The organism is Lysinibacillus sp. RC46 (genome assembly GCF_041262385.1).
GTDB lineage: Bacteria > Bacillota > Bacilli > Bacillales_A > Planococcaceae > Lysinibacillus.
In genome coordinates this window covers 81,556-105,457 of record NZ_JBGCCF010000011.1, presented here as the reverse complement: position 1 = coordinate 105,457, position 23,902 = coordinate 81,556, and the positions used below count along the sequence as shown (strand labels likewise).

31 protein-coding genes are annotated in these 23,902 nt (G+C 34.8%); 15 read left to right on the top strand and 16 right to left on the bottom strand.

What is annotated here, in order from left to right; translation table 11 throughout:
* Positions 1-81 precede the first annotated feature (81 nt).
* Positions 82-516, top strand: coding sequence for a PaaI family thioesterase (locus tag ABH966_RS12145; protein ID WP_370078722.1), 435 nt, complete (start codon positions 82-84; stop codon positions 514-516).
* A gap of 104 nt (positions 517-620) precedes the next feature.
* On the opposite strand, the gene ABH966_RS12140 is transcribed toward ABH966_RS12145, so the two are convergent.
* The 5 genes from ABH966_RS12140 to ABH966_RS12120 form a co-directional block, all read right to left on the bottom strand.
* Positions 621-1,367, bottom strand: a complete 747-nt coding sequence (locus ABH966_RS12140; RefSeq protein ID WP_370078720.1) for an ABC transporter ATP-binding protein — start codon at positions 1,365-1,367, stop codon at positions 621-623.
* Positions 1,360-2,157, bottom strand: a complete 798-nt coding sequence (locus tag ABH966_RS12135) for an ABC transporter ATP-binding protein (RefSeq protein WP_370078718.1) — start codon at positions 2,155-2,157, stop codon at positions 1,360-1,362. Before ABH966_RS12135 ends, ABH966_RS12140 begins: the two co-directional genes overlap by 8 nt.
* Entirely contained in the window at positions 2,150-3,202 is a 1,053-nt protein-coding gene (locus ABH966_RS12130; protein WP_370078716.1) for a branched-chain amino acid ABC transporter permease, read from the bottom strand. Before ABH966_RS12130 ends, ABH966_RS12135 begins: the two co-directional genes overlap by 8 nt.
* A gap of 12 nt (positions 3,203-3,214) precedes the next feature.
* Entirely contained in the window at positions 3,215-4,096 is an 882-nt protein-coding gene (locus ABH966_RS12125; RefSeq protein ID WP_370078714.1) for a branched-chain amino acid ABC transporter permease, read from the bottom strand.
* A gap of 595 nt (positions 4,097-4,691) precedes the next feature.
* Positions 4,692-5,903, bottom strand: coding sequence for an ABC transporter substrate-binding protein (locus tag ABH966_RS12120; RefSeq protein ID WP_370078712.1), 1,212 nt, complete (start codon positions 5,901-5,903; stop codon positions 4,692-4,694).
* 496 nt (positions 5,904-6,399) lie between these two features.
* Between ABH966_RS12120 and ABH966_RS12115 the strand changes: the two genes are divergently transcribed.
* Positions 6,400-7,308 carry a LysR family transcriptional regulator gene (locus tag ABH966_RS12115; protein WP_370078710.1) on the top strand — a complete coding sequence of 303 codons (909 nt, stop codon included), beginning with the start codon at positions 6,400-6,402 and terminating at the stop codon, positions 7,306-7,308.
* Between the two features lie 98 nt (positions 7,309-7,406).
* On the opposite strand, the gene ABH966_RS12110 is transcribed toward ABH966_RS12115, so the two are convergent.
* Positions 7,407-7,715: a hypothetical protein gene (locus ABH966_RS12110; RefSeq protein ID WP_370078708.1), complete on the bottom strand. Its 309-nt coding sequence runs from the start codon at positions 7,713-7,715 to the stop codon at positions 7,407-7,409.
* A 446-nt stretch (positions 7,716-8,161) separates the two neighbouring features.
* On the opposite strand from ABH966_RS12110, the gene ABH966_RS12105 reads away from it, so the two are divergent.
* From ABH966_RS12105 to ABH966_RS12090, 4 genes are all read left to right on the top strand, one after another.
* The gene (locus ABH966_RS12105) at positions 8,162-8,701 is read left to right on the top strand and encodes an RNA polymerase sigma factor (protein ID WP_370078706.1); all 540 of its coding nucleotides are present in this window, start codon (positions 8,162-8,164) and stop codon (positions 8,699-8,701) included.
* Positions 8,682-10,049 (top strand): anti-sigma factor family protein, encoded by a 1,368-nt coding sequence (locus ABH966_RS12100; protein ID WP_370078704.1) that lies wholly within the window; start codon positions 8,682-8,684, stop codon positions 10,047-10,049. The genes ABH966_RS12105 and ABH966_RS12100 overlap by 20 nt, the downstream gene beginning before the upstream one ends.
* A gap of 187 nt (positions 10,050-10,236) precedes the next feature.
* Positions 10,237-10,749, top strand: coding sequence for an NUDIX hydrolase (locus ABH966_RS12095; protein WP_370078702.1), 513 nt, complete (start codon positions 10,237-10,239; stop codon positions 10,747-10,749).
* Positions 10,750-11,779: 1,030 nt separating this feature from the next.
* Positions 11,780-12,085 carry a DUF3784 domain-containing protein gene (locus tag ABH966_RS12090; RefSeq protein ID WP_370078700.1) on the top strand — a complete coding sequence of 102 codons (306 nt, stop codon included), beginning with the start codon at positions 11,780-11,782 and terminating at the stop codon, positions 12,083-12,085.
* 115 nt (positions 12,086-12,200) lie between these two features.
* On the opposite strand, the gene ABH966_RS12085 is transcribed toward ABH966_RS12090, so the two are convergent.
* Complete coding sequence (locus ABH966_RS12085; RefSeq protein ID WP_370078698.1) at positions 12,201-12,494, bottom strand: hypothetical protein; 294 nt, start codon at positions 12,492-12,494, stop codon at positions 12,201-12,203.
* Positions 12,495-12,763: 269 nt separating this feature from the next.
* Between ABH966_RS12085 and ABH966_RS12080 the strand changes: the two genes are divergently transcribed.
* Positions 12,764-12,964 carry a YjcZ family sporulation protein gene (locus ABH966_RS12080; RefSeq protein WP_370078696.1) on the top strand — a complete coding sequence of 67 codons (201 nt, stop codon included), beginning with the start codon at positions 12,764-12,766 and terminating at the stop codon, positions 12,962-12,964.
* Between the two features lie 224 nt (positions 12,965-13,188).
* Here the strand turns inward: ABH966_RS12080 and ABH966_RS12075 are convergent, their stop codons facing one another.
* Positions 13,189-13,479 carry a DUF5316 domain-containing protein gene (locus ABH966_RS12075; RefSeq protein ID WP_370078694.1) on the bottom strand — a complete coding sequence of 97 codons (291 nt, stop codon included), beginning with the start codon at positions 13,477-13,479 and terminating at the stop codon, positions 13,189-13,191.
* Positions 13,480-13,844: 365 nt separating this feature from the next.
* Here ABH966_RS12075 and ABH966_RS12070 point away from each other — a divergent pair, with 365 nt between their 5' ends.
* Positions 13,845-14,102, top strand: a complete 258-nt coding sequence (locus ABH966_RS12070; RefSeq protein WP_370078692.1) for a hypothetical protein — start codon at positions 13,845-13,847, stop codon at positions 14,100-14,102.
* A complete protein-coding gene (locus ABH966_RS12065) occupies positions 14,074-14,373 on the top strand; it encodes a methyltransferase family protein (RefSeq protein ID WP_370078690.1) in 300 nt (99 codons plus the stop codon). The genes ABH966_RS12070 and ABH966_RS12065 overlap by 29 nt, the downstream gene beginning before the upstream one ends.
* A gap of 112 nt (positions 14,374-14,485) precedes the next feature.
* On the opposite strand, the gene ABH966_RS12060 is transcribed toward ABH966_RS12065, so the two are convergent.
* The 3 genes from ABH966_RS12060 to ABH966_RS12050 all read right to left on the bottom strand — a co-directional run bounded on the left by ABH966_RS12060 (position 14,486) and on the right by ABH966_RS12050 (position 16,669).
* Entirely contained in the window at positions 14,486-15,184 is a 699-nt protein-coding gene (locus tag ABH966_RS12060) for a Type 1 glutamine amidotransferase-like domain-containing protein (protein ID WP_370078688.1), read from the bottom strand.
* Between the two features lie 86 nt (positions 15,185-15,270).
* On the bottom strand, positions 15,271-15,738 hold the full coding sequence (locus ABH966_RS12055; RefSeq protein ID WP_370078686.1) for an NUDIX hydrolase: 468 nt from the start codon (positions 15,736-15,738) through the stop codon (positions 15,271-15,273).
* 193 nt (positions 15,739-15,931) lie between these two features.
* Positions 15,932-16,669, bottom strand: coding sequence for a polysaccharide deacetylase family protein (locus tag ABH966_RS12050; RefSeq protein WP_370078684.1), 738 nt, complete (start codon positions 16,667-16,669; stop codon positions 15,932-15,934).
* A 181-nt stretch (positions 16,670-16,850) separates the two neighbouring features.
* On the opposite strand from ABH966_RS12050, the gene ABH966_RS12045 reads away from it, so the two are divergent.
* From ABH966_RS12045 to ABH966_RS12030, 4 genes are all read left to right on the top strand, one after another.
* On the top strand, positions 16,851-17,381 hold the full coding sequence (locus ABH966_RS12045; RefSeq protein ID WP_370078682.1) for a hypothetical protein: 531 nt from the start codon (positions 16,851-16,853) through the stop codon (positions 17,379-17,381).
* Positions 17,382-17,393: 12 nt separating this feature from the next.
* Positions 17,394-17,726 carry a chaperone CsaA gene (gene csaA, locus ABH966_RS12040; protein WP_370078680.1) on the top strand — a complete coding sequence of 111 codons (333 nt, stop codon included), beginning with the start codon at positions 17,394-17,396 and terminating at the stop codon, positions 17,724-17,726.
* A 303-nt stretch (positions 17,727-18,029) separates the two neighbouring features.
* Positions 18,030-18,458, top strand: coding sequence for a GNAT family N-acetyltransferase (locus ABH966_RS12035; RefSeq protein ID WP_370078678.1), 429 nt, complete (start codon positions 18,030-18,032; stop codon positions 18,456-18,458).
* Between the two features lie 270 nt (positions 18,459-18,728).
* Complete coding sequence (locus ABH966_RS12030) at positions 18,729-18,950, top strand: hypothetical protein (protein ID WP_370078676.1); 222 nt, start codon at positions 18,729-18,731, stop codon at positions 18,948-18,950.
* 74 nt (positions 18,951-19,024) lie between these two features.
* Here ABH966_RS12030 and ABH966_RS12025 read toward each other — a convergent pair whose 3' ends face one another.
* Positions 19,025-19,663, bottom strand: coding sequence for an O-methyltransferase (locus ABH966_RS12025; protein WP_370078674.1), 639 nt, complete (start codon positions 19,661-19,663; stop codon positions 19,025-19,027).
* Positions 19,650-20,015: a hypothetical protein gene (locus ABH966_RS12020; protein WP_370078672.1), complete on the bottom strand. Its 366-nt coding sequence runs from the start codon at positions 20,013-20,015 to the stop codon at positions 19,650-19,652. The genes ABH966_RS12025 and ABH966_RS12020 overlap by 14 nt, the downstream gene beginning before the upstream one ends.
* 203 nt (positions 20,016-20,218) lie before the next feature.
* Here ABH966_RS12020 and ABH966_RS12015 point away from each other — a divergent pair, with 203 nt between their 5' ends.
* Together ABH966_RS12015 and ABH966_RS12010 are read left to right on the top strand one after the other, a co-directional pair.
* Positions 20,219-20,605, top strand: a complete 387-nt coding sequence (locus ABH966_RS12015) for a hypothetical protein (RefSeq protein WP_370078670.1) — start codon at positions 20,219-20,221, stop codon at positions 20,603-20,605.
* 21 nt (positions 20,606-20,626) lie between these two features.
* On the top strand, positions 20,627-21,478 hold the full coding sequence (locus tag ABH966_RS12010) for a hypothetical protein (RefSeq protein WP_370078668.1): 852 nt from the start codon (positions 20,627-20,629) through the stop codon (positions 21,476-21,478).
* Between the two features lie 97 nt (positions 21,479-21,575).
* On the opposite strand, the gene ABH966_RS12005 is transcribed toward ABH966_RS12010, so the two are convergent.
* The 3 genes from ABH966_RS12005 to ABH966_RS11995 form a co-directional block, all read right to left on the bottom strand.
* Positions 21,576-22,391: a S16 family serine protease gene (locus ABH966_RS12005; protein WP_370078666.1), complete on the bottom strand. Its 816-nt coding sequence runs from the start codon at positions 22,389-22,391 to the stop codon at positions 21,576-21,578.
* A gap of 408 nt (positions 22,392-22,799) precedes the next feature.
* Positions 22,800-23,420, bottom strand: a complete 621-nt coding sequence (locus ABH966_RS12000) for an NAD(P)-dependent oxidoreductase (protein WP_370078664.1) — start codon at positions 23,418-23,420, stop codon at positions 22,800-22,802.
* A gap of 69 nt (positions 23,421-23,489) precedes the next feature.
* Positions 23,490-23,879, bottom strand: a complete 390-nt coding sequence (locus ABH966_RS11995) for a hypothetical protein (RefSeq protein WP_370078662.1) — start codon at positions 23,877-23,879, stop codon at positions 23,490-23,492.
* Positions 23,880-23,902: the final 23 nt, after the last annotated feature.

Below are 23,902 nucleotides of genomic sequence, written 5' to 3'. Positions count from 1 at the left end.
TAATTTGTATGTATGATTTGTCTATATTATACATATACACAAATGGTATAAATAATTTTTATAAACAAAGGGGGATTCACATTGACATTAACTGAGGCACAACTACACGAGAAATATTATGATGATATTTTTGAAGCTTTATCAAATGAACCATTTGCAAATTATTTAGGGATGGAATTAGTAGAATTAAAAGCAGGCTTTGCAAAAGTGACACTTTCTCCAACACCTCACATGCTCAATACACACGGGACTGTACATGGAGGTATTATTTTTTCTTTAGCCGACTATGCCTTTGCAGCCGCTAGTAATTCTTACGGCAAAACAGCTGTTGGTGTAACGAATACCATACATTACATGAGCGCAGGTTTGGCAGATCACCAACTAATAGCTATCGCAAAAGAGGTTAAAAAAACACGCCGTTTAGCTTGGTATCAGATCCATGTTTGGAGCAACGATGAATTATGCGCAACAATGGAGGCGATGGTTTATCGTAAAAATGAAAATTTCATCGAATAAGAGGAAGATGTGAGTAACCTGTGTTAAATAGGCTGCTCACATCTTTTTTGACATCGTAAAATCCCTCAATTGTTACAACAAGGAGGAATCTCGATGATGCTATCTTATACTTGCATAATATCCTTCGGCGTCGTCTGTGGTTTACCGAAGTATGCTTCTTGGATTTTTGGATCATTCAACAACTCTTGTGCTGTACCTGAAATGGCCATCTTCCCATGGGCTAAAACGCATGCACGATCAGCCACCTTCAATGCAGCTTTCACATTCTGCTCGACTAAAATAATCGTGACACCTCGTTCATCACTCAATCTACGTAAAATAGTCATAATGTCTTTGACGATTAGAGGAGCAAGTCCTAATGATGGCTCATCAAGCATCAACACTTTTGGATTGGCCATTAAACCTCGCCCAATCGCTACCATTTGCTGCTCTCCACCTGACAGTAAACCACCCGGGCGATTAAGCATTTGCTTTAGTCGAGGAAATAATTCCACAATTTCTTCATAGTCTCGATGCACAGTTTTTTTATCTCGACTATAACGGTGATAAGCACCGAGCATCAGATTGTCCTTGACAGACAAAGAAGAAAAAATCTGTCTTCGTTCTGGCACTAAACATATGCCATTGGCAACTGTCTTTTGTACACCATCTTTCGTAATATCTAACCCTTTGTATTCAATTTTCCCTTCACTTGGTGAATACACACCTGCTAATGTACCGAGGAGCGTACTTTTCCCCGCACCATTTGATCCGACAATCGATAATAACTCTCCTTCTACTAGTTCAAATTCAATACCTTCAAGAACATGTAAATGCCCGTGATAAGTATGTAAATTTTCAACTTTAAGCATAGACAACACCTTCTTCCGCTTCATCATCGCCTAAGTACGCTGCTACAACCTTTGGATTTTTGTAGATCTCTTCTGGTGTACCTTCTCCAATCTTAACCCCGTTATCGACAACAACTAAACGATCTGAAATAGACATAACGGTTTCCATATCATGCTCGACGAATAAAAAAGTCATTCCCTCTGCGCGCATTTTTAATATGACATCGACTAATTGCCTTGATTCCTCAGCGTTTAGGCCCGCCATTGGTTCATCTAATAAAATGAGTTGAGGTTTTGAAATCGCTGCGCGTGCAATTTCAAGAAGTCGTTGGCACCCATAAGGTAATTTATCAGACATTTCATAAGCAAACTCAGCAATACCTACATCTTTTAAACATTGCAATGCTCTCTCCATCGTATAAACTTCTTCTTTCACAACATTCGGTAAGCGTAAACCGGCCGTTAAAATATTAGTTTTCATCGTAATATGTGCACCGATCATGACATTCTCGATCACGGTCATATTATCGAAAACTTCTAAGTTCTGAAATGTTCTTGTTACACCGGCTTGCGCAATCTGATACGGCTTTTTTCTTGTTAACCGCTTCCCTTGGAAATAAACATTCCCTGATGAACTTGGCAATACCCCTGTTATCATATTGAAAAGTGTTGTTTTTCCTGCACCGTTAGGGCCAATAACTGCGAATATTTCACCTTTATTAATAGTGAAGGATACATTGTCTACAGCAACAACTCCTCCGAATACTTTCGTTAAGTTTTCTACACTTAAGATAAGCTCTTTATTAGTCATTCGCTTCCCCTCCTGTAGCTTGTCTATCGATTGTGAACGCTATCGGTGCAGGGCGCTCTTTCTTCTGAAACTTCCCGATAATTTTCAGAAATTGAGGAACTAAACCATTAGGCATATAAATCAACGTTAAAACTAGCAATAAACCAAAGAAAACGATTTCGAATTCCCCTCCAATATTAGGGAAGAATACTGGTACAAAATGTTTTAATAGTTCCCCAAGTAGAACATAAGTAGCTGAGCCGACAATGGCTCCCCAAATATTATTTAATCCACCGATTATAACCATTATCAATAAATAAATGGAGGTATTGGCTGTAAATAAATTCGGATTAATAAATGATACATAGTGTGCTAAAAGTGAACCAGAAATAGATGTGAAAATAGCACTTATCACAAAAATTTGTAATTTATATTTCATTAAATTTACACCAACGGCATCTGCTGCAATCTCACTCCCCTCAATCGAACGTAAACCACGCCCAATTCTCGAGTGGATAATATTCCGTGAGAAAATAAGGGCCATAAAAACAAATAGCCAAATTAGATAGAAGTAACTTTGATCTGTAACGAATTCAAAGCCGAATAACTGAATCGCCGGTATACCAAAGAAGCCATTCGAGCCCCCTGTAATAGATGTTAATTCTTTAAATGCTGTATACACAATAATGCCAAACCCTAGAGTTGCTAACGCTAAATAATAGCCTTTCAACTTAAAAGTAGGAATCCCGATGATAAAAGCAACAAACGCAGAAATGAGCGCACCTACCAATATTGCTAACCATGGAGATAACCCTAATGTAGCTGTCATATAAGCAGACGTGTAGGCACCAATTCCATAAAAGGCCGCATGCCCTAGTGAAATTTGTCCAGCATAGCCTGTTAACATCGTTAAACCTATACATACTAATGCATAAAAGCCAATCATCGTAAAAATAGCGAGTGTATAATTAGATCCAACTAACGGGATACAAAATAGTAGAGCAAAAAAAATACTTGGTCCAACTAAGCTGTTATTATAGATGAGCTTTAAGCTCTTTTTGTTCATCGTAGTAACCCCCTACACACGTTTTCCAGAAGCTTTTGCGAATAGACCTTCTGGTTTTACAAATAAAATTAATAGCAATAAAGAGAAACTCACTAAATCTTTTAAACCAGATGACCATAATCCCTCTGTAAATGCTTCAATAATTCCGATGAGAAAGGCACCAGCAATTGCCGCTGGGGCATTTGTTAAACCACCGACAACTGCTGCAACAAACGCTTTAATGCCAAGCATCATCCCCATATCGTAGGATGCACCGGAAATTGGCGCGATTACTGTACCCGCTAAAGCTCCCACACCCGCACTTACAATTACAGCAAACAATGACATTTTATTTGGATTGATGCCCATTAAACGTGCAGCAAATGGATTTATCACACAAGCTGTTAATGATTTTCCTGTAAATGTATAGTTATAGAAGTACATCATGGCGATTAAAATAACGATTGAAAGGCCAATCGCCCACAAATTTTGTGGCAGTAATACCGCTTCAAAAAATTGAATAGGTGTATTATCCGTAAACGGCGGTAGTGTTTGGGCTTGTGTTCCCCAAATTAAAATCGCAATACCTCGAAATGCAATCGATACACCGATTGTAATGATTATTAGCGTTGTCATGGAAGATTTACGAGCTGTATGAATTGCTGTTCGTTCAAATACAGCACCAATTGCGGCCACAATGACGATACTCAAAATGATAGCTAACCATAAAGGTAGATTAGCTTTCGCCAATGAAATACTGATTAACGCACCAAACATAGCAAATTCGCCTTGCGCAAAATTAAGGATGCCTGTCACGTTATAAATAATGACAAAGCCAACCGCAATCAATGCATAAATGGCTCCTATTGTTAAACCTGAAAATAATAATTGCAACATTTGAGAAAATGTTTCCATATAGTCTTTCACTCCATTCTTTTCGAGGTTACTAAGCTCATAAATGAATGAACAGTGATAGAGAGATACCACTGTTCATTGAATGTGTATTATTTTGCAGGTATGTTGATTAACCATTCTTATCTTCTTAGGTTCATCACCATACCGTGGGGTTGATTTCCGTTCCGGCTGGGCGCTTTGTAGCTTCCGCTTTGCTTTCGCTACAGAAAACATTTGCCGCTGACGCTTCGCTTTCGCGCAGAGCAAAGCTTCCTGGGGGCGTCCGATGAGCCGCTTCACTCGCGATGCTCGCTCCAGGGTCTCGGGCCAACAGATGTTTTTTGCGCGAAAGCGTAGTGCTAACGTAGCGGCAGCAGCACCGATGTTGGTCACGAAGGCGTTATCACAGGACGTAATGGTTTTAGCCTTCGTTCCCCTATCGCTGATCCCCAAGGAGTCGCCCAGCCTCCACTCCAATCAACTACATGCAACTCGGTTCCTATGTCTTCCACTTTAATCAAATAAAAATGTGCATACATAAGCAAAATATCAACAAAAGAATTCTTTTATCGGTTAAATTAATGATATATTTCCCCAATAAACAAACCTGTTATTTTTATTTATCTTCTAAAGTCCACTTACCGTCAGCAATACGTACCATTGCAAAACTATCCGGACTCAATCCCATATGATTATCCGCAGTTATGTTAAAAGTACCTGTCAAACCTACATATTCACCGAGTTCTTTTTCAATGTAATCTCGAAGAGCCGCGCTATCACTACCTTTTGCTTCAATTGCTTTCGTAGCAATCGAGAAAGCATCTGCTGCATAGGCACCAAATGTACTTGCTGGTTTATTGTATTTCGCAGTGAAAGCTTCGTTATACGCTATTAATAATTCTTTTTGCGGATTTGAATCTTCTAATTTGTCCGCAATTAATAATTTACCCGTTGGTAATATCACATCGTTTGCTGCAGCACCTGCTACTTCGATAAATTGGTCCGTTGCAACACCATGACTCGCAAGAACTGGTATATCTAGTGCTAATTCACGAATATTTTTAATGACAACCGCTGACTCTTGAACGGTTCCCCATACAATTATTGCATCAGGATTTGCTTTTTTTACACGAGTTAACAACGGCTTTGCATCTGTTACCGTCGCTTCAAATTCATCTTCAATGACTGATTCCACACCGTAATTTTCCATGTGTTTAACAAATTCTTCATGCCCACCCGTTCCAAAAGAATTTGCAACGTTTAACCAGGCAACTTTCGTTAAGTTATTATCTTTTAAATATTGTAAAATCCTCTCCACAGCTTGTTGACCATCTTGCGGCATTTTGAATACCCATTTGCGTGCTTGTCCATTTTCATTCATGTAAATTTGTTTACTAGCAGCAACAGAAATGTAAGGCACCTGATTTTGCTCTGCCAAAGGTAACATCGCTAATGAGTTACCACTTGTTGTCCCTCCGATAACGAGTGATACATTGTCTTGTGTTAGTGCTTTTTTCATGGAAAGAATGGCTTCATTTTGGTCAGATTTATCATCATATGTTACTAAGTCAATTTTTCGACCGTTAATTCCCCCATCCGCATTTTTTTGATCGACTACCATTTTCAGCGTTTGCATTTCTGGTTCACCTAGAGCAGCTGCCCCACCAGATGCAGAAAAAATTCCAGCTATTTTGATTGAATTTGCTGATGCTTCACTACCAGAACTAGCGGAAGATGCATCACCTTTCCCCGAATCCGATGATGAACTACAAGCCACCATCAATAGTGCCCCCATCAATAGGAAGAGAGACAATATAGTCTTTTTCATAAACACTACACCCCTTAATAATTTTTATACCTATAGAAACCGCATCCCCTTTTAAAATGACGGTATGTATAGCCCCCGAAGTAACGAAAATAAACATCTCTGATAATGTTATATTTTTTTAAAATAATTAAAATAAATAGATAAAAATAGATTTTTGGAGATCAAAAGCTACATTAAGCAGAATTTTCTAATTTTGGTTAATCAAAAGAATAACATGTATTTTAATAAATGATAAATACTAAATATATACATTAAAAACTCATATATATATGTTTTCGGTATACTCGTACGTTAATTGTTATATAAAATCCATAAAGAACACGTCATTCAATAATAAGTGAAACCCTTGCTAATTCTAGGTTTTACTAAATTATTTAACTAAAAAATCAGAAATATCTAACAAGTTTAACGAAAACACGTGAAAAAATGTTACTATACAGATTAAGTATACAAATTGCATAAACTATCTAATTTCAAGTATAGGGGTGAGAGATTAATGGATTTAAGACAATTAAATTATTTCATTACGATTGTTGTAGAAAAACAAATTACAAAAGCCGCCAAAAGACTGCATATGGCACAACCGCCACTTAGCAATCAATTAAAAATTATGGAGAAAGAATTAAATTGTAAACTATTAGATCGAAACGGCAGAGTATTAGAGCTCACTGAACCAGGAAAGATTTTATATGAAAAAGGCAAAGCACTATTAGCCAATTTCGAAGATACAATTTCAGAAATAAAAGAAGTTGGAGAAGGGTTAAAGGGCGTACTATCAATTGGGGCAGATCAAACCTGTTTATCTTACCTTCCTGAAAAAATTAAGTTGATGCATGAAAGATACCCTAATTTATGTTTCAAAATTATCGAAGGAGATACATTTTTCTTAAAGAATAGTCTTGTAAGTAAAGAAATCGATTTAGCGATACTGCAACAACCAATAGAAGATGATAATTACTTTTCAATCGGGTTAGAATTAGAGGAGTTTGTACTAGCCACACCTGCACAATGGCATTTACCGAATCCCATTCAAATAGAAGACTTAAAGGATATACCGTTTCTTTCGTTTTATCGTCATCGTAGTTGTAGTACGTTTCGCATTATAATCGATGAATTCAAACGTCACGGTTTTGAGCCTAATATTATTTGTGAGTGCATTGATATTGCGATGGTTATTTCTTTAATAAGTGAAGGTTTGGGGGTAACGATTTTACCAAAAACGAGTCTCGATAAATTTTCAATTCACGGCATTCGAATCATTCAATTTTCTAATTGCCATATCCAATCAAAAGCGAATATTGTTTGGTCAAAAGATCGCTATTTAGCAAAGCACGCAATGAATTTTCTAGAATTATTTACAGATGAAACTCATCTACGATCTAGCAGAATAATTCGCGAGAGTTAATGAACTACATGAGGAAAATTCATCTCGCGCTAAGGTGATGAATTGAAGGTTAATAAATCTAAATCTCCCGGTTGAAATTTTGACCGGGAGATTTAGATTTATTTAACATACTTCAAATACTTTTTCACAAAGTCTACAATGTAAAGCACTTCTTCTTCTGAAATATTGAATAGACTGCTAACTTTTCGTAGTTTGGCTGGTGATTTTAATTGTTCATGCACTTGATCAATTCTCATGTATTTACATTTTCGAGGGTTTACACTATCTCGAATCTGCTTGTAACGAAGGTAAGCATACCGAGCAAAAGCATTTAACATCTCCCTCTCCTGCTCATCTCGTTGCAATTTTTTTGCCGCTTCATCGATCGTTTCCGAATCAAATGTCCATGTACCATCTGTTATTTCCATAGTACCACCTCTTTCGTTGCGTAAAGTCGATGACAAATATTGCTACACCTTAATTAGATAGCATTAAGATTGCCTCCATCTCTTCTATTCATAGCTAGTAGATGCATAAGAAAAAGCCACACCTAGTTAAATGTGACTCTTTTTGTATTTTTGTTCAGTTGGTACATTCCAATCATCGACTTTATTAAAACTGAAATCCATCAGCTATTTGCTTCCGCTTCTCTCTAAATGGTCTCAATGATTTGTTTATTCCCTTAAGTTCTACACTGAAAAATGTATTTTTAATATAATTTTAAATATAGTTTCGATTTATATCCAATGAATTTGATTTCCCTATTAAGATGAAGCACTTAGATTTATAGACTAAATCTTTCACAAAATATTTTTCCATTGGACTGAGATTTTTTCAAAAATTTTACGTTTTTTATGTAAGGAGGTGGATTTTTGTGAATGAGCAGCTTATAAAAAAAATCATAGCCGGTGATCAACAAGCATTTCGCATAATTGTTGATACATATAAGCAATCACTCGTCAGCTATTTAACGTATCAGACGAAAGATGAGGAATTGGCGAAGGATATTGCGCAAGAAACTTTTATAAAATGCTATGAAAACTTACCTAAGTTTAAAGGTGGCTCTTTCAAAGCATGGCTCTTCCGCATTGCGGTTAATCAACTTATCGATTTTAAACGGAAGCATAAAGAAGATGCAACACCCCTTGAGGAAACGCCCTCATTATACACACCTGAATCAGCAGTGATTGAAAAAGAACAGAAGGTATTGCTTCAGCAATGTCTGAAAACATTAGACGATAAAACGCGTCAAATTTTTATTCTTAAGTATGCCAGTAACTGCACATACGAAGAAATCGCTGAAGCTCTTCATATTCCAATAGCAGAGGTGCGAAATCGGCTATACAGAACAAAAAATCGGCTAAGAAAATCCAAATTGAAGGGAGAAATGAATGGTGAATTGCTTATCGACTGAAGAGATGTTTGATTTTATCGATGGACGACTTGATGAATCAACGAAGCAAATTGATTCGCATATCCAATCATGTACAAATTGTTCAGCATTATTTGAGCTACTGCTTGAAACGGAACATACAATAAACACTATGTTTTCACCTGTGAACGTTGAAGCTACTTTTACAAATCAAGTAATGGATCGATTACCGAAAGAAAAAACTGTACTCCCCAAAAAACGAGACTGGCGAGCCGCTTTCGCATCTGTTTTCGTCACCGCTGCATTATTATTTCTAGTATTTTCAATATTACAGAAGGAACCCTCAACAAGCGCTCCTTCTGTAACGATTAGTGTAAAGGACATCAAGGTATCGGATACTCACATTGAGGTGACGTTGGCTACATCCGGCTATACAGGCGATGAACTTTTTTTTAATGAATCGAATGAAGGTAATGTAAATGATGTATCACTCGTTCTACCAAACGGAGAAACTCACTCAATTGGTAGTTATGCAGATCAATCAACTAATGAAGTTACCTATAGGTTCCCACTATTTGATGTGCCTTACCCTGAATTTAAATTAGTTTTCGACTTTAAACATATATATGACATTGATGGACAGTGGTCGCTTAAAGTACCTATTGATCGAAAAGAATTGGTAGCAAAAACAGAAAATATTACACTACATTCTTCTTTTAAGAAGGATGGCATTGACGTCAATTTCATACGGGCACAACATGGACCATATAACTCCCTCTTTAAATTTGAAACAAAATTCACGGACGACATGGCAAGATTTGTAGAGCAACAAGTAGCGCAATATACAGCTGGTTTACCATTACCTGAGAAAAGTGCTTATGTTGGTTATAATGCACAAATTCTGTATAACGTAATTAACGCAGATGGGCAAACTTTAGAACGTTCGATTCCTGAGGATAACATTAATATTCAGAATGATCGATATGCTCATACTGACACACTTAGCACATATCCAAGCATACGTGATGGAGGCCATCTATCTGTGATTGGAGCAAAATTTGAGTTACCAACCAATGTAAGACATGCACTAACAGTTGACCAATTACCTTATACATTCACCTATAAAGATACAAAATATGAAGTGAAGCTCCTTCCAGATCAACGTCTTGAAATTTCTTCAGATGCAAAGTCAACGACCATTAGTAACTGGGATATTACAGTCGATCATAAAATAGCATGGGATACAGCCAAATTCCGAACAGATAAAGAGAAAAAATATACGACCTTCACAATAAACAAGGACATTCAGTTAAACTCTTTCATTCTTTACGGTCAAACGGAAACAAAATTTGTATACTTTGATGAACCGATTGATGTAGATGTTCACTAATAGAGCATCTAAGCATTATAAATAACTCCCTAAAATAAATCTGCTCGAAATAACCTTCTGAATTTGACACAAGATCTATTCAGAAGGATTTTTTTATTAGGTTAATATTTTATAATATACACGCATCTTTTAATTAACTAAAATGGAAATATACTGATTTTATAATAAATAAAAAGGACTGAAGCAGATGAACAACCAAACTTTTGTGAACTGGAGCGGGCATCATCTTAAACTGACGTGGTTACAAAATCATACAATTGACGATTTCAGCAAAGTAACAAGTGTACATGGAGTTTGTTTTTATCAAGGGAATGTTTTGTTAGTTCATGTAGACGGGAGAGGATTTAACTTTCCTGGTGGACATATTGAAAAAGGAGAAACACCGGAAGAAGCATTCCACAGAGAGGCATTGGAAGAAGGTTATGTAAAGGGGCAGATCAATTATTTGGGAGCCATTGAAGTCAGTCACGAAGAGAACCCTTTATTCAATGCTGATAGTAAGTACCCTTTAATCGGATATCAAATGTTTTATAGCATGGACATTCAAGAATGCCTCCCATTTCTTCGAGAACATGAAACGATTTCGCGTATTTGGGTTGAGCCGGAAGAAATACCTTATGTCATTAATGACCATGAGTTTGCACACATAGTATTACAAGCAGCTTTAATTGAGACTCCCACCCCTAAAGGGACAAGCTGACTAATGTCAGTGGGATTCCTGAGTAACTAAGCGTTCGCAGTCCATTTCTGTTTTGAACAGCTCTCAAGATTGGGGTATCCCATTACCCCTCCCTATCCAGTGCATATAGCAGATAGGGCTACGCTACTTTTACCATAGCGTATAGTTGGTTTCGTTCGATGTGTTTTAGCGTCTTTTTCTTGACGACACATATTGTTTTACCGATAGCATAATTAGGCTATCGAACCATATACAATATCCAATTTTCAATGAACGAGCGTGTTTTAAAGACTTTTACTTGTCTATACATGAAGTATAACACCCTTTCAGACAATTAAGGTAGCAAAAGCTATCTCTTGTCTGACCTCACTTTCATCCCATGTTTAAAGACGGGCTACACCCTGCATGGGCTTTCTCGTTCGGAAAATCTGTAACAAGCCTTCATATTTGTAAGTTACATTTGACTAGCTTCATGCATAGGCAACTTTATGTTAGGAGGTTTTTAGTCTAATAGCACTTAATTATACCTGCTATGCTTATTACTTATATTGCCTTATTAAGGTGAGTATGTAGCAAAAGTGATACAGAATTTTGAAAACTCATCTTTAGATTTATTTTTTAATTTAATTCAAAGGCATTTCACTATACAAACATAGCTATCAAATCATATTAATAGTAGTGTAAAGCTAACCTAGCTTTGCACCTCCTAGTTTGTGGTTTAGGGTCACTTTGGTTCGAGTGACCCTTATTTATTTATCTTTCATTGTTATTTTCATAACTATACTGATAAATATATAAGCATGATCCGATGAGTAATCTCAGATTTTGTATGATGGAATTTTCTTCAATGTACTTCCCGACATAAGTTCCACATACAATAACTTTGTGGCTTTTATATCCTTCCGATTAATGTCACTCTTATATTATTTTGTAATTCCATCATTTAATTTGACTGTAGCGATCTTATAGACACCTTCAGTAATAATTTGCAAAACCTTTTCTTATTATATTCGTATATTTATTAGAACTAACATAAGCGAGGTGACGAAAAATGATTGCTGGATATATTACTTGTATTGTTCTTGCATTCATTATTATTTTCATAGGTTATCTGATCCATGTAAAAAAGAAACTGTGGCTCATCGCAGGTTACCAAGAAGATAGTTTTATTGGTGATAAAGATAAACTGGCTAAGCTATTTGGTGTTTTCTCATACATAGTAGGTATCGCTACTTTTCTATTACCTTTTGGACTAGAATTTTGGGGTCTCATTAGTGGCATTTTATATGCGGTTTGTATATGTGTAGGAACAGTAGCCACTTTGGTCTGGAAACAAATTATAAATAAGCCACTTTAAAAAGAGTCTTTAAAACGAAGACCTTTATAGAAATTATAAAAATATCCCCTTGAATTTAGACACGGACAACATTATCTACTTCAAGGGGCACATTTTTTACGCACATTGTGTCATTCTAAAACATTTCGTTAGTCATTCCACCACTTTTATCTTTCCGAACTTTGAAAAACATGTAAAGGCTAAATAATAAAATGATCATGACTGTTACTGCTAAAAAATATGTATCTTGAATCTTAAACAAGAAAGTATTCAAAGAATTTAATAATCCAGCTGACACCAACAATAACCAATAATTATTCTTTCTTTTTGATTGATCACCGTTATTTAGATAACTAGCTGAAAGCCAAATAAAGAAAGGTAAATAACAGACAATTGAAAAAGTTAGAATAGCCCATCCAATATACGACATAGTACAAACACCTCCTAGAGCCTACCTTATTTTATACGATTGACATTTGTAATAGTTTCAATTTTATTATTCTGTAAAAATGTTACTTACAGCGTTTTCAAAATTTCAAGGAACACTATTCATGCTATCCCTTTCCCTTTTTGAAATTGAGTAATTCCTCATCATTAATTTTCCGGATTTTTAATTCAAGCTGAGTAAAACCAAGATGAATACCTCCCCTCCATTCTAGACCTAGACATATTATAGATTGTAGAAGGGAGGGATATTTCATGGGATATTACGGCGGAAATTTTGGTAGCTGTTGTGGCGGTGGCTACGGTGGTTACGGTGGTGGCTACGGCGGCGGAGGCTACGGCGGTGGCTGCGGTGGCGGTTACTATGGACATGGCGGAGGCCATGGTTCAGCATTCGCATTAATTGTAGTTCTATTCATTCTTTTAATTATTGTTGGTACAACATTCATGTATTAATTTTTCCAGTACTTTAGATTCTATTCAGATCTATAATGAATAAAGTTAATGCTATTTATCATTGTCACAATTAATCATTTCCATAACCTCTGTTACTAAATATCAAATACCTAGTAATAGTAGGATAACTAACCAGCCTAACATACTACAGTGAAAACGGAAAGGTCACTTTTGTCCGAGTGACCTTTTATTTTAGATTGTTCAACTTTTCTTTCCATTCAATATCATTTACTTAAATAATAAAATAAAACCGCAACAATAATATTTGGTAAAGCAATGTATAAGGAATGTAAAGTAATATTATTGCGTTCGTCCCGATGTTCTGTTGTTTCGGTAGCAAAATTTGCTCTCATCCGATCCCCACTAACCATGGACCCTGAAAAAATCATTGAAATGACAATGAAGATACAGCCAATCGCGCCTGAAACTAAATAAACCTTTTCCATTCCCCACAACATCATCGAGATCAAAACACCGCAAAGTGATAAGAAAACACCAATTAGTAAATATTTCACCTCGATCCCCCCTATCCTTATTTTACGTTTGATTCCCATACTTTGTTTCATTTTTGTAATCATTGCTTAATTTTCTTTTCAATTTTAGGAGTGACAGTGTTTGGCTTTGGAGATAGTAACAGCCAATATTTATAGTTGTATATGTACTTCTTTACGTTTTTATGCCAAAAGGATTTTTAAAATAGATTACCCACACTAAGAATAGTTACGGAAACAAATATCATAAATAAGGATGGTTGCTATTCAACGAACGAAGGAGATTAGTTGAATAAGCATTTTGGACAGTATCAAGGAAGAGCAATTAGATATTTCTGAAGGGATAATGAGTTAATCATAAGATACTTTTATTGAAAGGAAAATGAATTATGTTTTTCATAGCATATTTAGCTATTTTTCTTTACTTATTATTAGAATTTTATAGAAGTTCACCTGTTAAAGAAGAAAAACGAAATCGTGGTTCTAGTTTTTTTATCGGGGTAGTTTTAGCCTTGATGGTAACCATTCCAGAGATTATTTATTTCTTTACAATAAATAAGATTGCTGTTTTTTGGTGTTATTGTCGGGCTAATTGGTGTATGGATAAGATTTTATTCGATGAAAATCTTAGGGAGATTTTACAGTAGGAATGTCGGAATGCAGGGGGAACATAAGTTAATTCAAAACGGTCTATATAAATATATTCGCCACCCTGGTTATTTAGGGTCTTTTTTGACCTTTTTAGGATTTGCTATATCTTCATCTTCGTTCATTTCCATTATTATAAATATCATTTTATTTTTCCTTGCGTATTCGTATCGTATAAAAATTGAAGAGAAAATTCTTTTTACATTGTTTGGTGAACAATACAAACAATATCAGTCCAATACTTGGCGAATTATTCCGTTTCTATACTAGAGATTTTAGGATAAAGTAGATTAAATCTGCTTCTTATTTTTAACAGCACTTCTAAAATGAAAATAAGCCTTTTCAAGATCTGATTCTTGAATAAGCTTATTTTTCGAAGTTATTATATACTTCCTAAATATTCTACAGCTAACTCTACCTCATTGATATCATGATCCAAGGATACCTTATATGCTTTACCATTAGGTTTTGAACTAACGATTTTATGGATTTCTTGATCGATAAAATGAACGGCTACTCCATCATCAGCGGCAATTCCAGATGAGAGTTTATTAGCTTTAACCAAATTATGATAAGCAGGTCTTCGATTGATTTCTCCATCATAATGAGGGCAATTACTTCCTGGGAGAAAACCTAAACATGATATCGGCTCTAATTCTCCTCCAATTGAATCCGTTATTCCTTCCTCGAACCAACAAATTGAACCAGCGCTTATGCCTGTTAAAAGGATTCCCTCTTGCCATGCCGTCTTAAAAATGCTATCTAACGACCACTCTTTCCATAAAGCTAAAAGGTTTTTAGTATTTCCTCCGCCAACATAAATAATATCTTTTTCCATAATAAAACTTTCTAAATCTCGAGTTGGAGGAGAAAAAAGTGATAAGTGGGACGGAATACATTGTTGTGAGTTAAAGAAAGAATAAAATTTTGCAATATAATTTTCCGAGTCTCCGCTTGCAGTAGGTATAAAGCAAATCTTTGGATTGGCTTTGTTAGATTGCTGTAAAATATATGTATCTAATAATGGATTATGAGGCTCCATAGAAAAGCCCCCTCCTCCTAATGCAACAATTTGTTTCATCTTTCCCCACCCCTTTTTGAAAATACTGTATTTTCTAATTATATAAAACTTCTAGAGGAAACGCACCCATTGGATTAAGAACTTTTTCATTTTATTATTGGTGTAGGTATACCATTTCTCCAATCCTTAATAAATGAGGATTGGTGAGGATTAAGGTTTAAAGGTATTTCATCTCTCGATAAAAAGTACAATTCGCTACTTTCATCATTAATTTGTAAAGTACCTTTATAATCGCTTGAGTAAAAAATTATTTGAACACTAAATACTTTATCTCCATTTGAGTACTCTGCAAAACCATTTTTACCAGAATATAATCCAAACAATGTTATATCGTTCAGAATAAGATTCGTTTCTTCAAAGACTTCCCTTTTAACGGTCTCTTCAAAAGTTTCTCCGATTTCCAAGATACCTCCTGGGATTCCCCAAATATCACCGTCAGTCCTTTTTTGTAAAAGAATACGTCCCCTATCATCTTCAATTATTACTCCACAGCCAATAGTCAATAGAGTTTCATGCCCGATCATTTGTCTCATCGTTTTAATGTAATCATTCATAATTGATACCCTCTTTCCTTGTTGTAGATTCCTAAAACACCCATTTTCATAATTTACTATTTCAGCCCACTAAAAACTAAAATATCCATAAACAACCTTATTTTACATTATTTCTCCAAAAATAAATACAAATGGTTCAATAATGCAAAAAAGCAAAGCCCAAATTACATAAAAAAATGAGCCCTGCCTATATTTATTTTCCATCTTTATTACTTAACTTTTGAATCTCGAGTAGCTCAGAAATCGTTACAAATTTATATCCCTGCTCTTCAAGCCCTGGTAAGATTTTTTCTAATGCCTTCACAGTTTGCTCACGATTTCCACCGCCATCATGAAATAACACGACACTTCCAGGCTTAGCACCTTTTAAAACAGTATTGACAATTTTCTTTTCTCCAGGACTTTTCCAATCAAATGTATCTAAATGCCATGACCACATGACAACTTTATAGCCTTCTTTTGCTATTGCATCAATCATGGAATCCGTGTATTGGCCTTCAACTGGTCTAAATAAAACAGGGACATAACCTGTAATACCATAAATTGTTGCATGTGTTTGTTTTATTTCTTTCATCAAATTGGAAACATTCGTTCTAAAAGGATGCGTATATGTGTGAATGGCTAGTTCGTGACCTTCTTCATGTATACGTAAAGCGAGCTCTGGATTTTTTTCTGCATTTTCACCCACAATAAAGAATGTGGCCTTTGCATTGTACTTGTCTAATATATCTAAAATGTCAGGTGTGTACTTTTTATGAGGACCATCATCAAAGGTTAGGGCGATTACTTTTTCATCCGTATTAATATCCCACAAAATTTGTCCTGCCTCTTCGTAATACTTCCTTCCCTTGTCTGCAAAAGATTTTTCATTTACAAAAAATAAAAATACCCCGAAAAAGCATAAAGCGATCAGTAGATAGTATTTCCTCAAGTTTTCACCTCCTGCAAATAATTATTTCTAATCATTATTATTTGAGGTTTAAAGTAAAAAATGCTTTTATTTTTGTTCTTTTAATTGTATATAAAACCAATAACAATCCAAAATGAATGTAAATAACGCTGCACATTCTAATCCTAAAAATGTTATATTATTTGGAAGGAGTGTGATTATTTTGATAATAACTGTAAAGAAAGAGGATTTAGATTTTAATTGCTCCAGTTTAAGTCAAAGGTGTTTCGAACCGCTCATTAAGATTTATAAGGTAAGAATGTCTGAAGAAACTAATATCGGTGTAAAAGAACGTTTTTATGAGGAACTTACCGAAGGTCAAAGAGCATTGTTTATGTTTTATGTTTATTATAACCATATTAGTAAATCTCTTATCGAATTTTATTGGTGGAGCTCTTATTTCATGGCTCAGTCTAAAAAATGGGCAGCTCTCAAAGCCTGTTTTAAGTATTTTAATGATGAACCTTTTCTTTTACTTATTGAGAAAATTGAACAGGAACTAAAACAACATAATCACCCTACTACATTAGAGAATTTTACAATCACTCGAGATGAATTAAATCAAAATAAAGAGCTCCATGCATCATTTGAATCGCTATATGCAATATTCGAAAACATTTATCCAGCTACTATAGAAAAAATAAATATTTTCATCGAAAAAAATTTACAAGACTTTATACAAATTGAAAAGTAAGGAGTATTTTTTATGGCAACTATAGAAGACTTTATAAACCTTGATATTAGAATTGGGACAGTTATCCAAGCGGAAGAGCTTCCGAAAGCAAGGGTTCCTGCTATTAAAATGATAATTGATTTTGGAGAAGATATTGGCATCAAGCAATCCTCTGCTCAAATTACTAAACGCTATACGCCAGAAGAAGTTGTTAATAAACAAGTAGTTGCGATCGTTAATTTCCCACCCCGTCGTGTAGCAGGCTTTAAATCTGAAGTTTTAGTGATTGGCGGAGTTCCTGTAGAAGGAGATGTGATTTTATTAGCTCCTGATCAGCCTGTACCAAACGGAACTAAAATTAGTTAAGTTTAGGATTTTGTGATAGTGTTAATTTCTTCAACATCATATATAGTAGAGAAAAACTAACTTAGCCTTACACCTCCTGACTTGGTACTAAGGGTCACGAATGTGTGGCCCTTTTATTATTTTGTAACATCTAGTACCACATGTTACAATTTTTGTTACATATAAATTGTAAGTAGAACAAATCCCCTAAATCGAGAGGATCATAGAAAATGAAAATTTATTTTGATTGGTGTTACATCATTAAAATCTTCAAATAAAAAATAGAAAGGAGCCTGATAATCAAGAGAAAAAGGAGAGAACATTATGAAAAACAGACAAGCAACAACTAATGACTATGAAACTATTATAAATCTTTGGGATAGATCCGTTACCAAAACCCACGATTTTTTAAGTTTAAAAGATAAGGAAGACATTAAACAGGAAATTCCTATGTATTTCCCACATCTTGATGTGAGACTTTGGTATGCGGAAAATAAATTGATAGGTTTTTCAGGCACCAATAATCAGCACTTAGAAATGCTGTTTTTAGAACCTACTGAAATAGGAAAAGGTTATGGAAAACAAATAATACAACAACTCATTAAAGATTTTAATATAAGGTCTGTTGATGTTAATAAAGATAATGCAAACGCAAAGATGTTTTATTTAAAAAATGGTTTCACGATTGTCAGTGAAGAACCAACAGATAGTTCAGGCCGCCCTTATCCAATATTACATCTTGGATTGAAGTAACAAGAGAAATTGCCCTCCCTTCCACAGGAGCAAACTGAAATACTTAGAAACATTTCAGATAAGTTAAATCGATATAGTTAAATGTGAAATCTGACTGAAATCAAACTTATAACAACAAGTTTGACTTCAGTCTTTTTTGTAATTAAGCACGAAACTTACCTTGAATCCCCTATTTTATACAACTGATAATATCCAAATTAATTATGTACTTAAACAGAATTCTTTCCAATAAAATGATATGTATAAAATACGATGAAAAGAGGCATTTTTGTGGAAACTAGAAAAAGCTGTAAATCCCTACTCATAACAATTGGTTGGTTAAATGCTTTGTTTGCACTTTTCTTTTTTCAATTATTTTGTGGTATTATGGCCATTTGTATGGGCATCGTTTTAAGAAGTGATTATCATGCGAAGAAGCATGGACTTGTCTTAATTATTGTAGGAACTATAGTTGGGATTGCCGGATGGGTACTCAATTATTTATATTTGTAGGCTATGAAAAGTATTATGAAAAAAAGCACTAACATGTATTCGTCCGTCAGTGCCTTCTCGTATCAATATGGTGCTTATTTCTTCACTTTTGAAAGTGTCATACCATCACCAATTGGAATAATAATCGACTCTAATTGAGGGTGGTTCGCTACTGCTTCGTTGAATTTCTTCATTATTTCCGTGTATCGTTTTGGTTTGGCAGTTGGATCTGCCACACTTCCTGCAGCAAGCACATTGTCAGTAACTATGATCGCATCGGGATTTGCTAGCTGTACACAGTAATTTAAATAGTTTTCATAATTATCCTTATCAGCATCGATAAAGAAAAAGTCGAATCGTTCATTACTTTGTACCAGCTTTTCAAGGCTTTGCAATGCAGGTCCTGTTATATATGTAACTTGTTCACCAAAACCCGCCTTTGATAAATTACCATACGCTAACTGTGCGTATTTTTCCTCTAATTCTAGAGAAGTTAATTTACCATCACTGCCGAACCCTCTAGCTAAACAAATTCCACTATATCCACCGAGAGCCCCTACTTCAAGAATGTTTTTAGCTCCTGTCATCGAGACAAGCATTGTTAAAAGTTTTCCAGAGGAAGCGGAAACAGAAATGGCGGGCATTCCGTTTTCTTCAATAGATGTAATGACCTCCTCTAAAATTGAGTCTTCGCTATGAAACACAGTATCAATGTAATGATTAATTATTTTCATTCAGGTTCTTCCCTTCCTCATCATGATTTAAAGATTTTTCATCAACTTCTTGACTGTCGGATGTAGCCAGCGTTTCGCTTTCGTGTAATTCAAATAATTGAATGAACTCATTGATGACCATATCAATGGCTTTTAATTCACCCACTAATATTGGCTGAATCGATTGAAACTCTGGTTGCTCTAATTGTTGCTTAATCGTTGCACGCTTTAGATTCATCATCTCTAAAAAAGCAATGGCTCTTCCACGTCGGAAAGTTTTAGCTCCACGTTGTTGAGAGCCGTCTCTTCCTCTATGACGTCCTCCACGATGATGTCCCTCTTCTCTAAATTCCTTAAATTTTTCACTTTTCATTTAGTGTCCTCCTCACAATGTATACATTTGCATACACTTCGTTTCGATTTGATTGTATACAAATGTATACACCTTGTCAATCATCCTTCTCTTTAATTTCCATTATTTCACCGCAAACATTTAAGAGGTTTGTAATATTTACCTCTGCCAGTTTTTCCATTAAACTGTAAATATCAGCTAAATTAATTTGGGAGTGAAATTTATTGGAGAAAAAGTCCTGTTTATTATTTGTGGTATTGTTTAGTTTATTTTTAGTTGGTTGTAATGAAAAAGGCACAGTAGCTACTATTAAATCTAAAAAACCTGATGCAGCAGAAGTTTTAAGATTGGACAACCAAGCAGATATTTTTCAATGGAAAGGTAACATTTTAAAAACCAATATAGAATGGATTGATGAACTTGAAGTCAATGAAGATAAAAATATTGGTGAGATAGAATTTAATGCAACTAAAGCTGAAGATTTTAAAAATGGTACAGCTAACCTTTTACCCATTGGTACAAAGATTTATTCTGTAAAAGAACGTGATGATATTTTCATCGTGAAATATGACAATGTGGTTAAACGATATTTAGTACTATCTGAGGGCTAATTTACTAGAAGGGAGACGAATATGTTCATTCATGATACAGTTACAGATTTTACCGATAATTATGTGCCTACTATTGATTATTTAAAGAAATATTATAAAAAGCATGCGAGCTATTTTGATGAATACTTTCGATTTCATTGCCTGAATGTAGATGAAAAAATGAAAATGGCTATTCCAAAGCACCAGGAAAAGATTTCAGCGTTAATTGAAATAAAAGATAAAATGCCTAAGCTTATTCGTGATATTGCAAGGGACTATGAACAGATGTACGATCTTACATTTACAAAGGATGTACATCTGATTGTAGGTTTATATGGCAGTAATGCTTTTACTTACCGACAGTTCATACCAGAAATTGCATTTTGCTTAGAGAAACTTTCCCATCTAGGTCGCCATTTACAAATTATTATTGCTCATGAGTTTGGGCACGCTGTACACCATTTATTATCCGAAAAAAGAGGTATTAATTGGGCAATGGTAGACTGGGAGAGCCCATTCACTTGGCTTTTACAGGAAGGCATTGCAACGCATTTTTCTACAAAGGTGGTAAGTACAAGGAAAGATGAATACTTTGCATTTGAAGAAGACTTAGAGTGGCTAACATTTGCTTCAAATAATAAACAAATAATTATTGAAGAGTTTTTAAGGGATGTGACTTCACTCGATGCAAGAGCAGTGTTTCTGGAATGGTTCTCTATTAATGGAGGTAAACGATTTGGTTTTAATCGCTTAGCTTATTTTATCGCTTATGAATTCATACAAAGCAGCCTTCAAGAACTCACAGAATTGGATGTTATTACATTATGGCGAGACGTAAACTATCAAGATGTTATTTATCAACAATTAACCAGAATGGCAAAGAAAAATGTATGATTCGTCTATATCTTTTTGGGGAGGTCACCTTTCATTTTTGAAGGTGACTTTATTTTTTAGCCTATGGGCAAAAAGAAAAGACGTCATAAGACGCCTTTTATTCATTTAGTTTATCGTTCATCTCATTAATTAGTTGAACAGCTTCATCAATATGAGACACATCCAAAATTTTTATGTCGATATTTTGTTCCTTTTGAATCTGTGCGGCTTCTTCTGCATTTTTAGTGGGAATAATTATAAACGGTAAACCGTATTTTTCTGCGATTAGCATTTTTTCTTTTAGTACCCTTATTGGTAAGACGTCACCCGTTTCGCTTATTGCCCCAGTCACTGCAATGGCTACGTTGTTTTGTAAATCGCCTCGTATAATGAGTCCTGTTAGTGCTAGCCCTAACCCAGCACTATTTCCACCAATATTATCCTGATTAAAAAATTCATTAATACGGACATCTTCTTTACCTAGATAATGATTAACGTTGTCTTTCATTTGCTCTGCTTCATTCTTTTGAAGATGAAGCCACTTTAATATTTGCTGGTTTTTGCTCTTGTACAGAACAAAATTCGTAATTTCATCCACATCTATAAAAGGAACTTGCTGTTTATTTAAAAGATCTTCAACAGATTGAATACTCTCCATTAATTGAAAATCTACTCTATTTACGCCTATTAAATAGATTTCACTACCTTTGGCATTTAATGGCTCAGTGTATATGTATGCGACATGAGAAGTTCCTTCATAAAATATAAGAGGCAATTCGAAGCAAAACAGCAAGAACATCATGCAAGTAGCGAGCGTGATTTTTCTTTTATATATTTTGTTTCTCAGTAAGATCCGAGCTATTAATAAGATGATAAAATTAATCAAGAGTATAGCAACAAAAGAAATTCCACCTATCACGTCTTGAAGATACAAAAATAAAATTACACCATAATAAAGAAATATTAAAAAGATAGTCACGATATAAAGCAAACTTCTTTTACGATTAGAAATATTATCCACTCCTTACTTTAATATTCGTCTATTTTCAAACTTTAAGACATTACATGTAATTTCACATCTCAGTTTATTTATTCCAGAAATACGCCGAGAATCCTTCTTATTCAAAAAATAAGTCATTTTCTATAGCTAGCATCTTTTTAACAACTGAGTCCATTAGAGCTTTAGTTTGCGTTCAATCAACATTTCTAATTGATTTTTACTTATTCCTATTTTTAGGTAATCATTCTTTCAACAAAAAAAGCGTTAATCCTTATCGATTAACGCCTCCAAAGCTCTACCAACCTTTTTTCAGTTTCTTTTTGTCCTCTTCTTATTTAAAATCTAATATGCAATACCTACACGCGATTTCACATATTCCTTACTCTGAATCTGTTGATATGCAAACTCTGCAGTATCTGCTACAGATATTTCTACCCCACCATCCGGTAAAAAGTCTCGTTCGATACGATAGCTACCTGTGTATTCACCATCAGGTAAGTATGTAGGACAGACGATTGTCCAATCAGTATTAGAGTTCTTCAAGAAATGATAAACTTTATGATGTTCCGCTGCCGCAATGGTTGTTTTTCTTTTGGATTCGCTCGATTGATAACGTAAAATACTTGGAGTCAATCGACTTTGTAGAATACCAGCCGTTCCGACAGTTATAATTCTTTTTACGTGCTCTTTTTCCATTGCATCAAGAATTAGCGGCATACTTTCAGTTAATGTATTAGTGCCATCTGTGTTTAATGCACTCATCACAATATCAACATTCGCCATGACATTTTCTATATCTTGTTTTTCTAAAACATTTCCTTGTACAATATGTAAATTTTCATCATTTATTTGTAGCTTATTTGGGTGACGAACTAAAGCTGTAACGCTATGTTCATCTCGTAACGCTAGGGAAACAATATGGCTACCCACGCGCCCAGTGGCACCTAAAACTAAAATTCTCACTATGATCACCTCTTTTCTTGATTATAGCATACAAATTTTTTGTAACTATTTAGAAGTTTCTTAGCGTGGTTAATGAACATCAGTAAGTCTGATATTAACAAGAAACTGTTGAAGATCATTAGTTTCTGCAATACTGTTGACGATATTTTGAATTTCGCTTTCTGTACTCTTTTCAAGTTTATCCAGATTATGTAATTGTATAGTCATTACTTGATTATTTGGAGATTCAATTAAGTAGCTAATCATACTATCTGGAAAATAGCCTGCTGCTCGTAACGCTACTATAATTTTTTGTGTAAAATTCGTGCTTTGTAATTTTTCACCAATTTCTTCACTATAATTTGTATCGGGATTTTTTTGAATGGGTCTTTCATATGAAGGTTGATTATACTTAAGCAATGCTGCAGTTACTAACATCAAGGAAAATAAAATAAAAAGGCCTTTTATTAATCCTCTCATATTTTCACTCCATTTCATCTTTT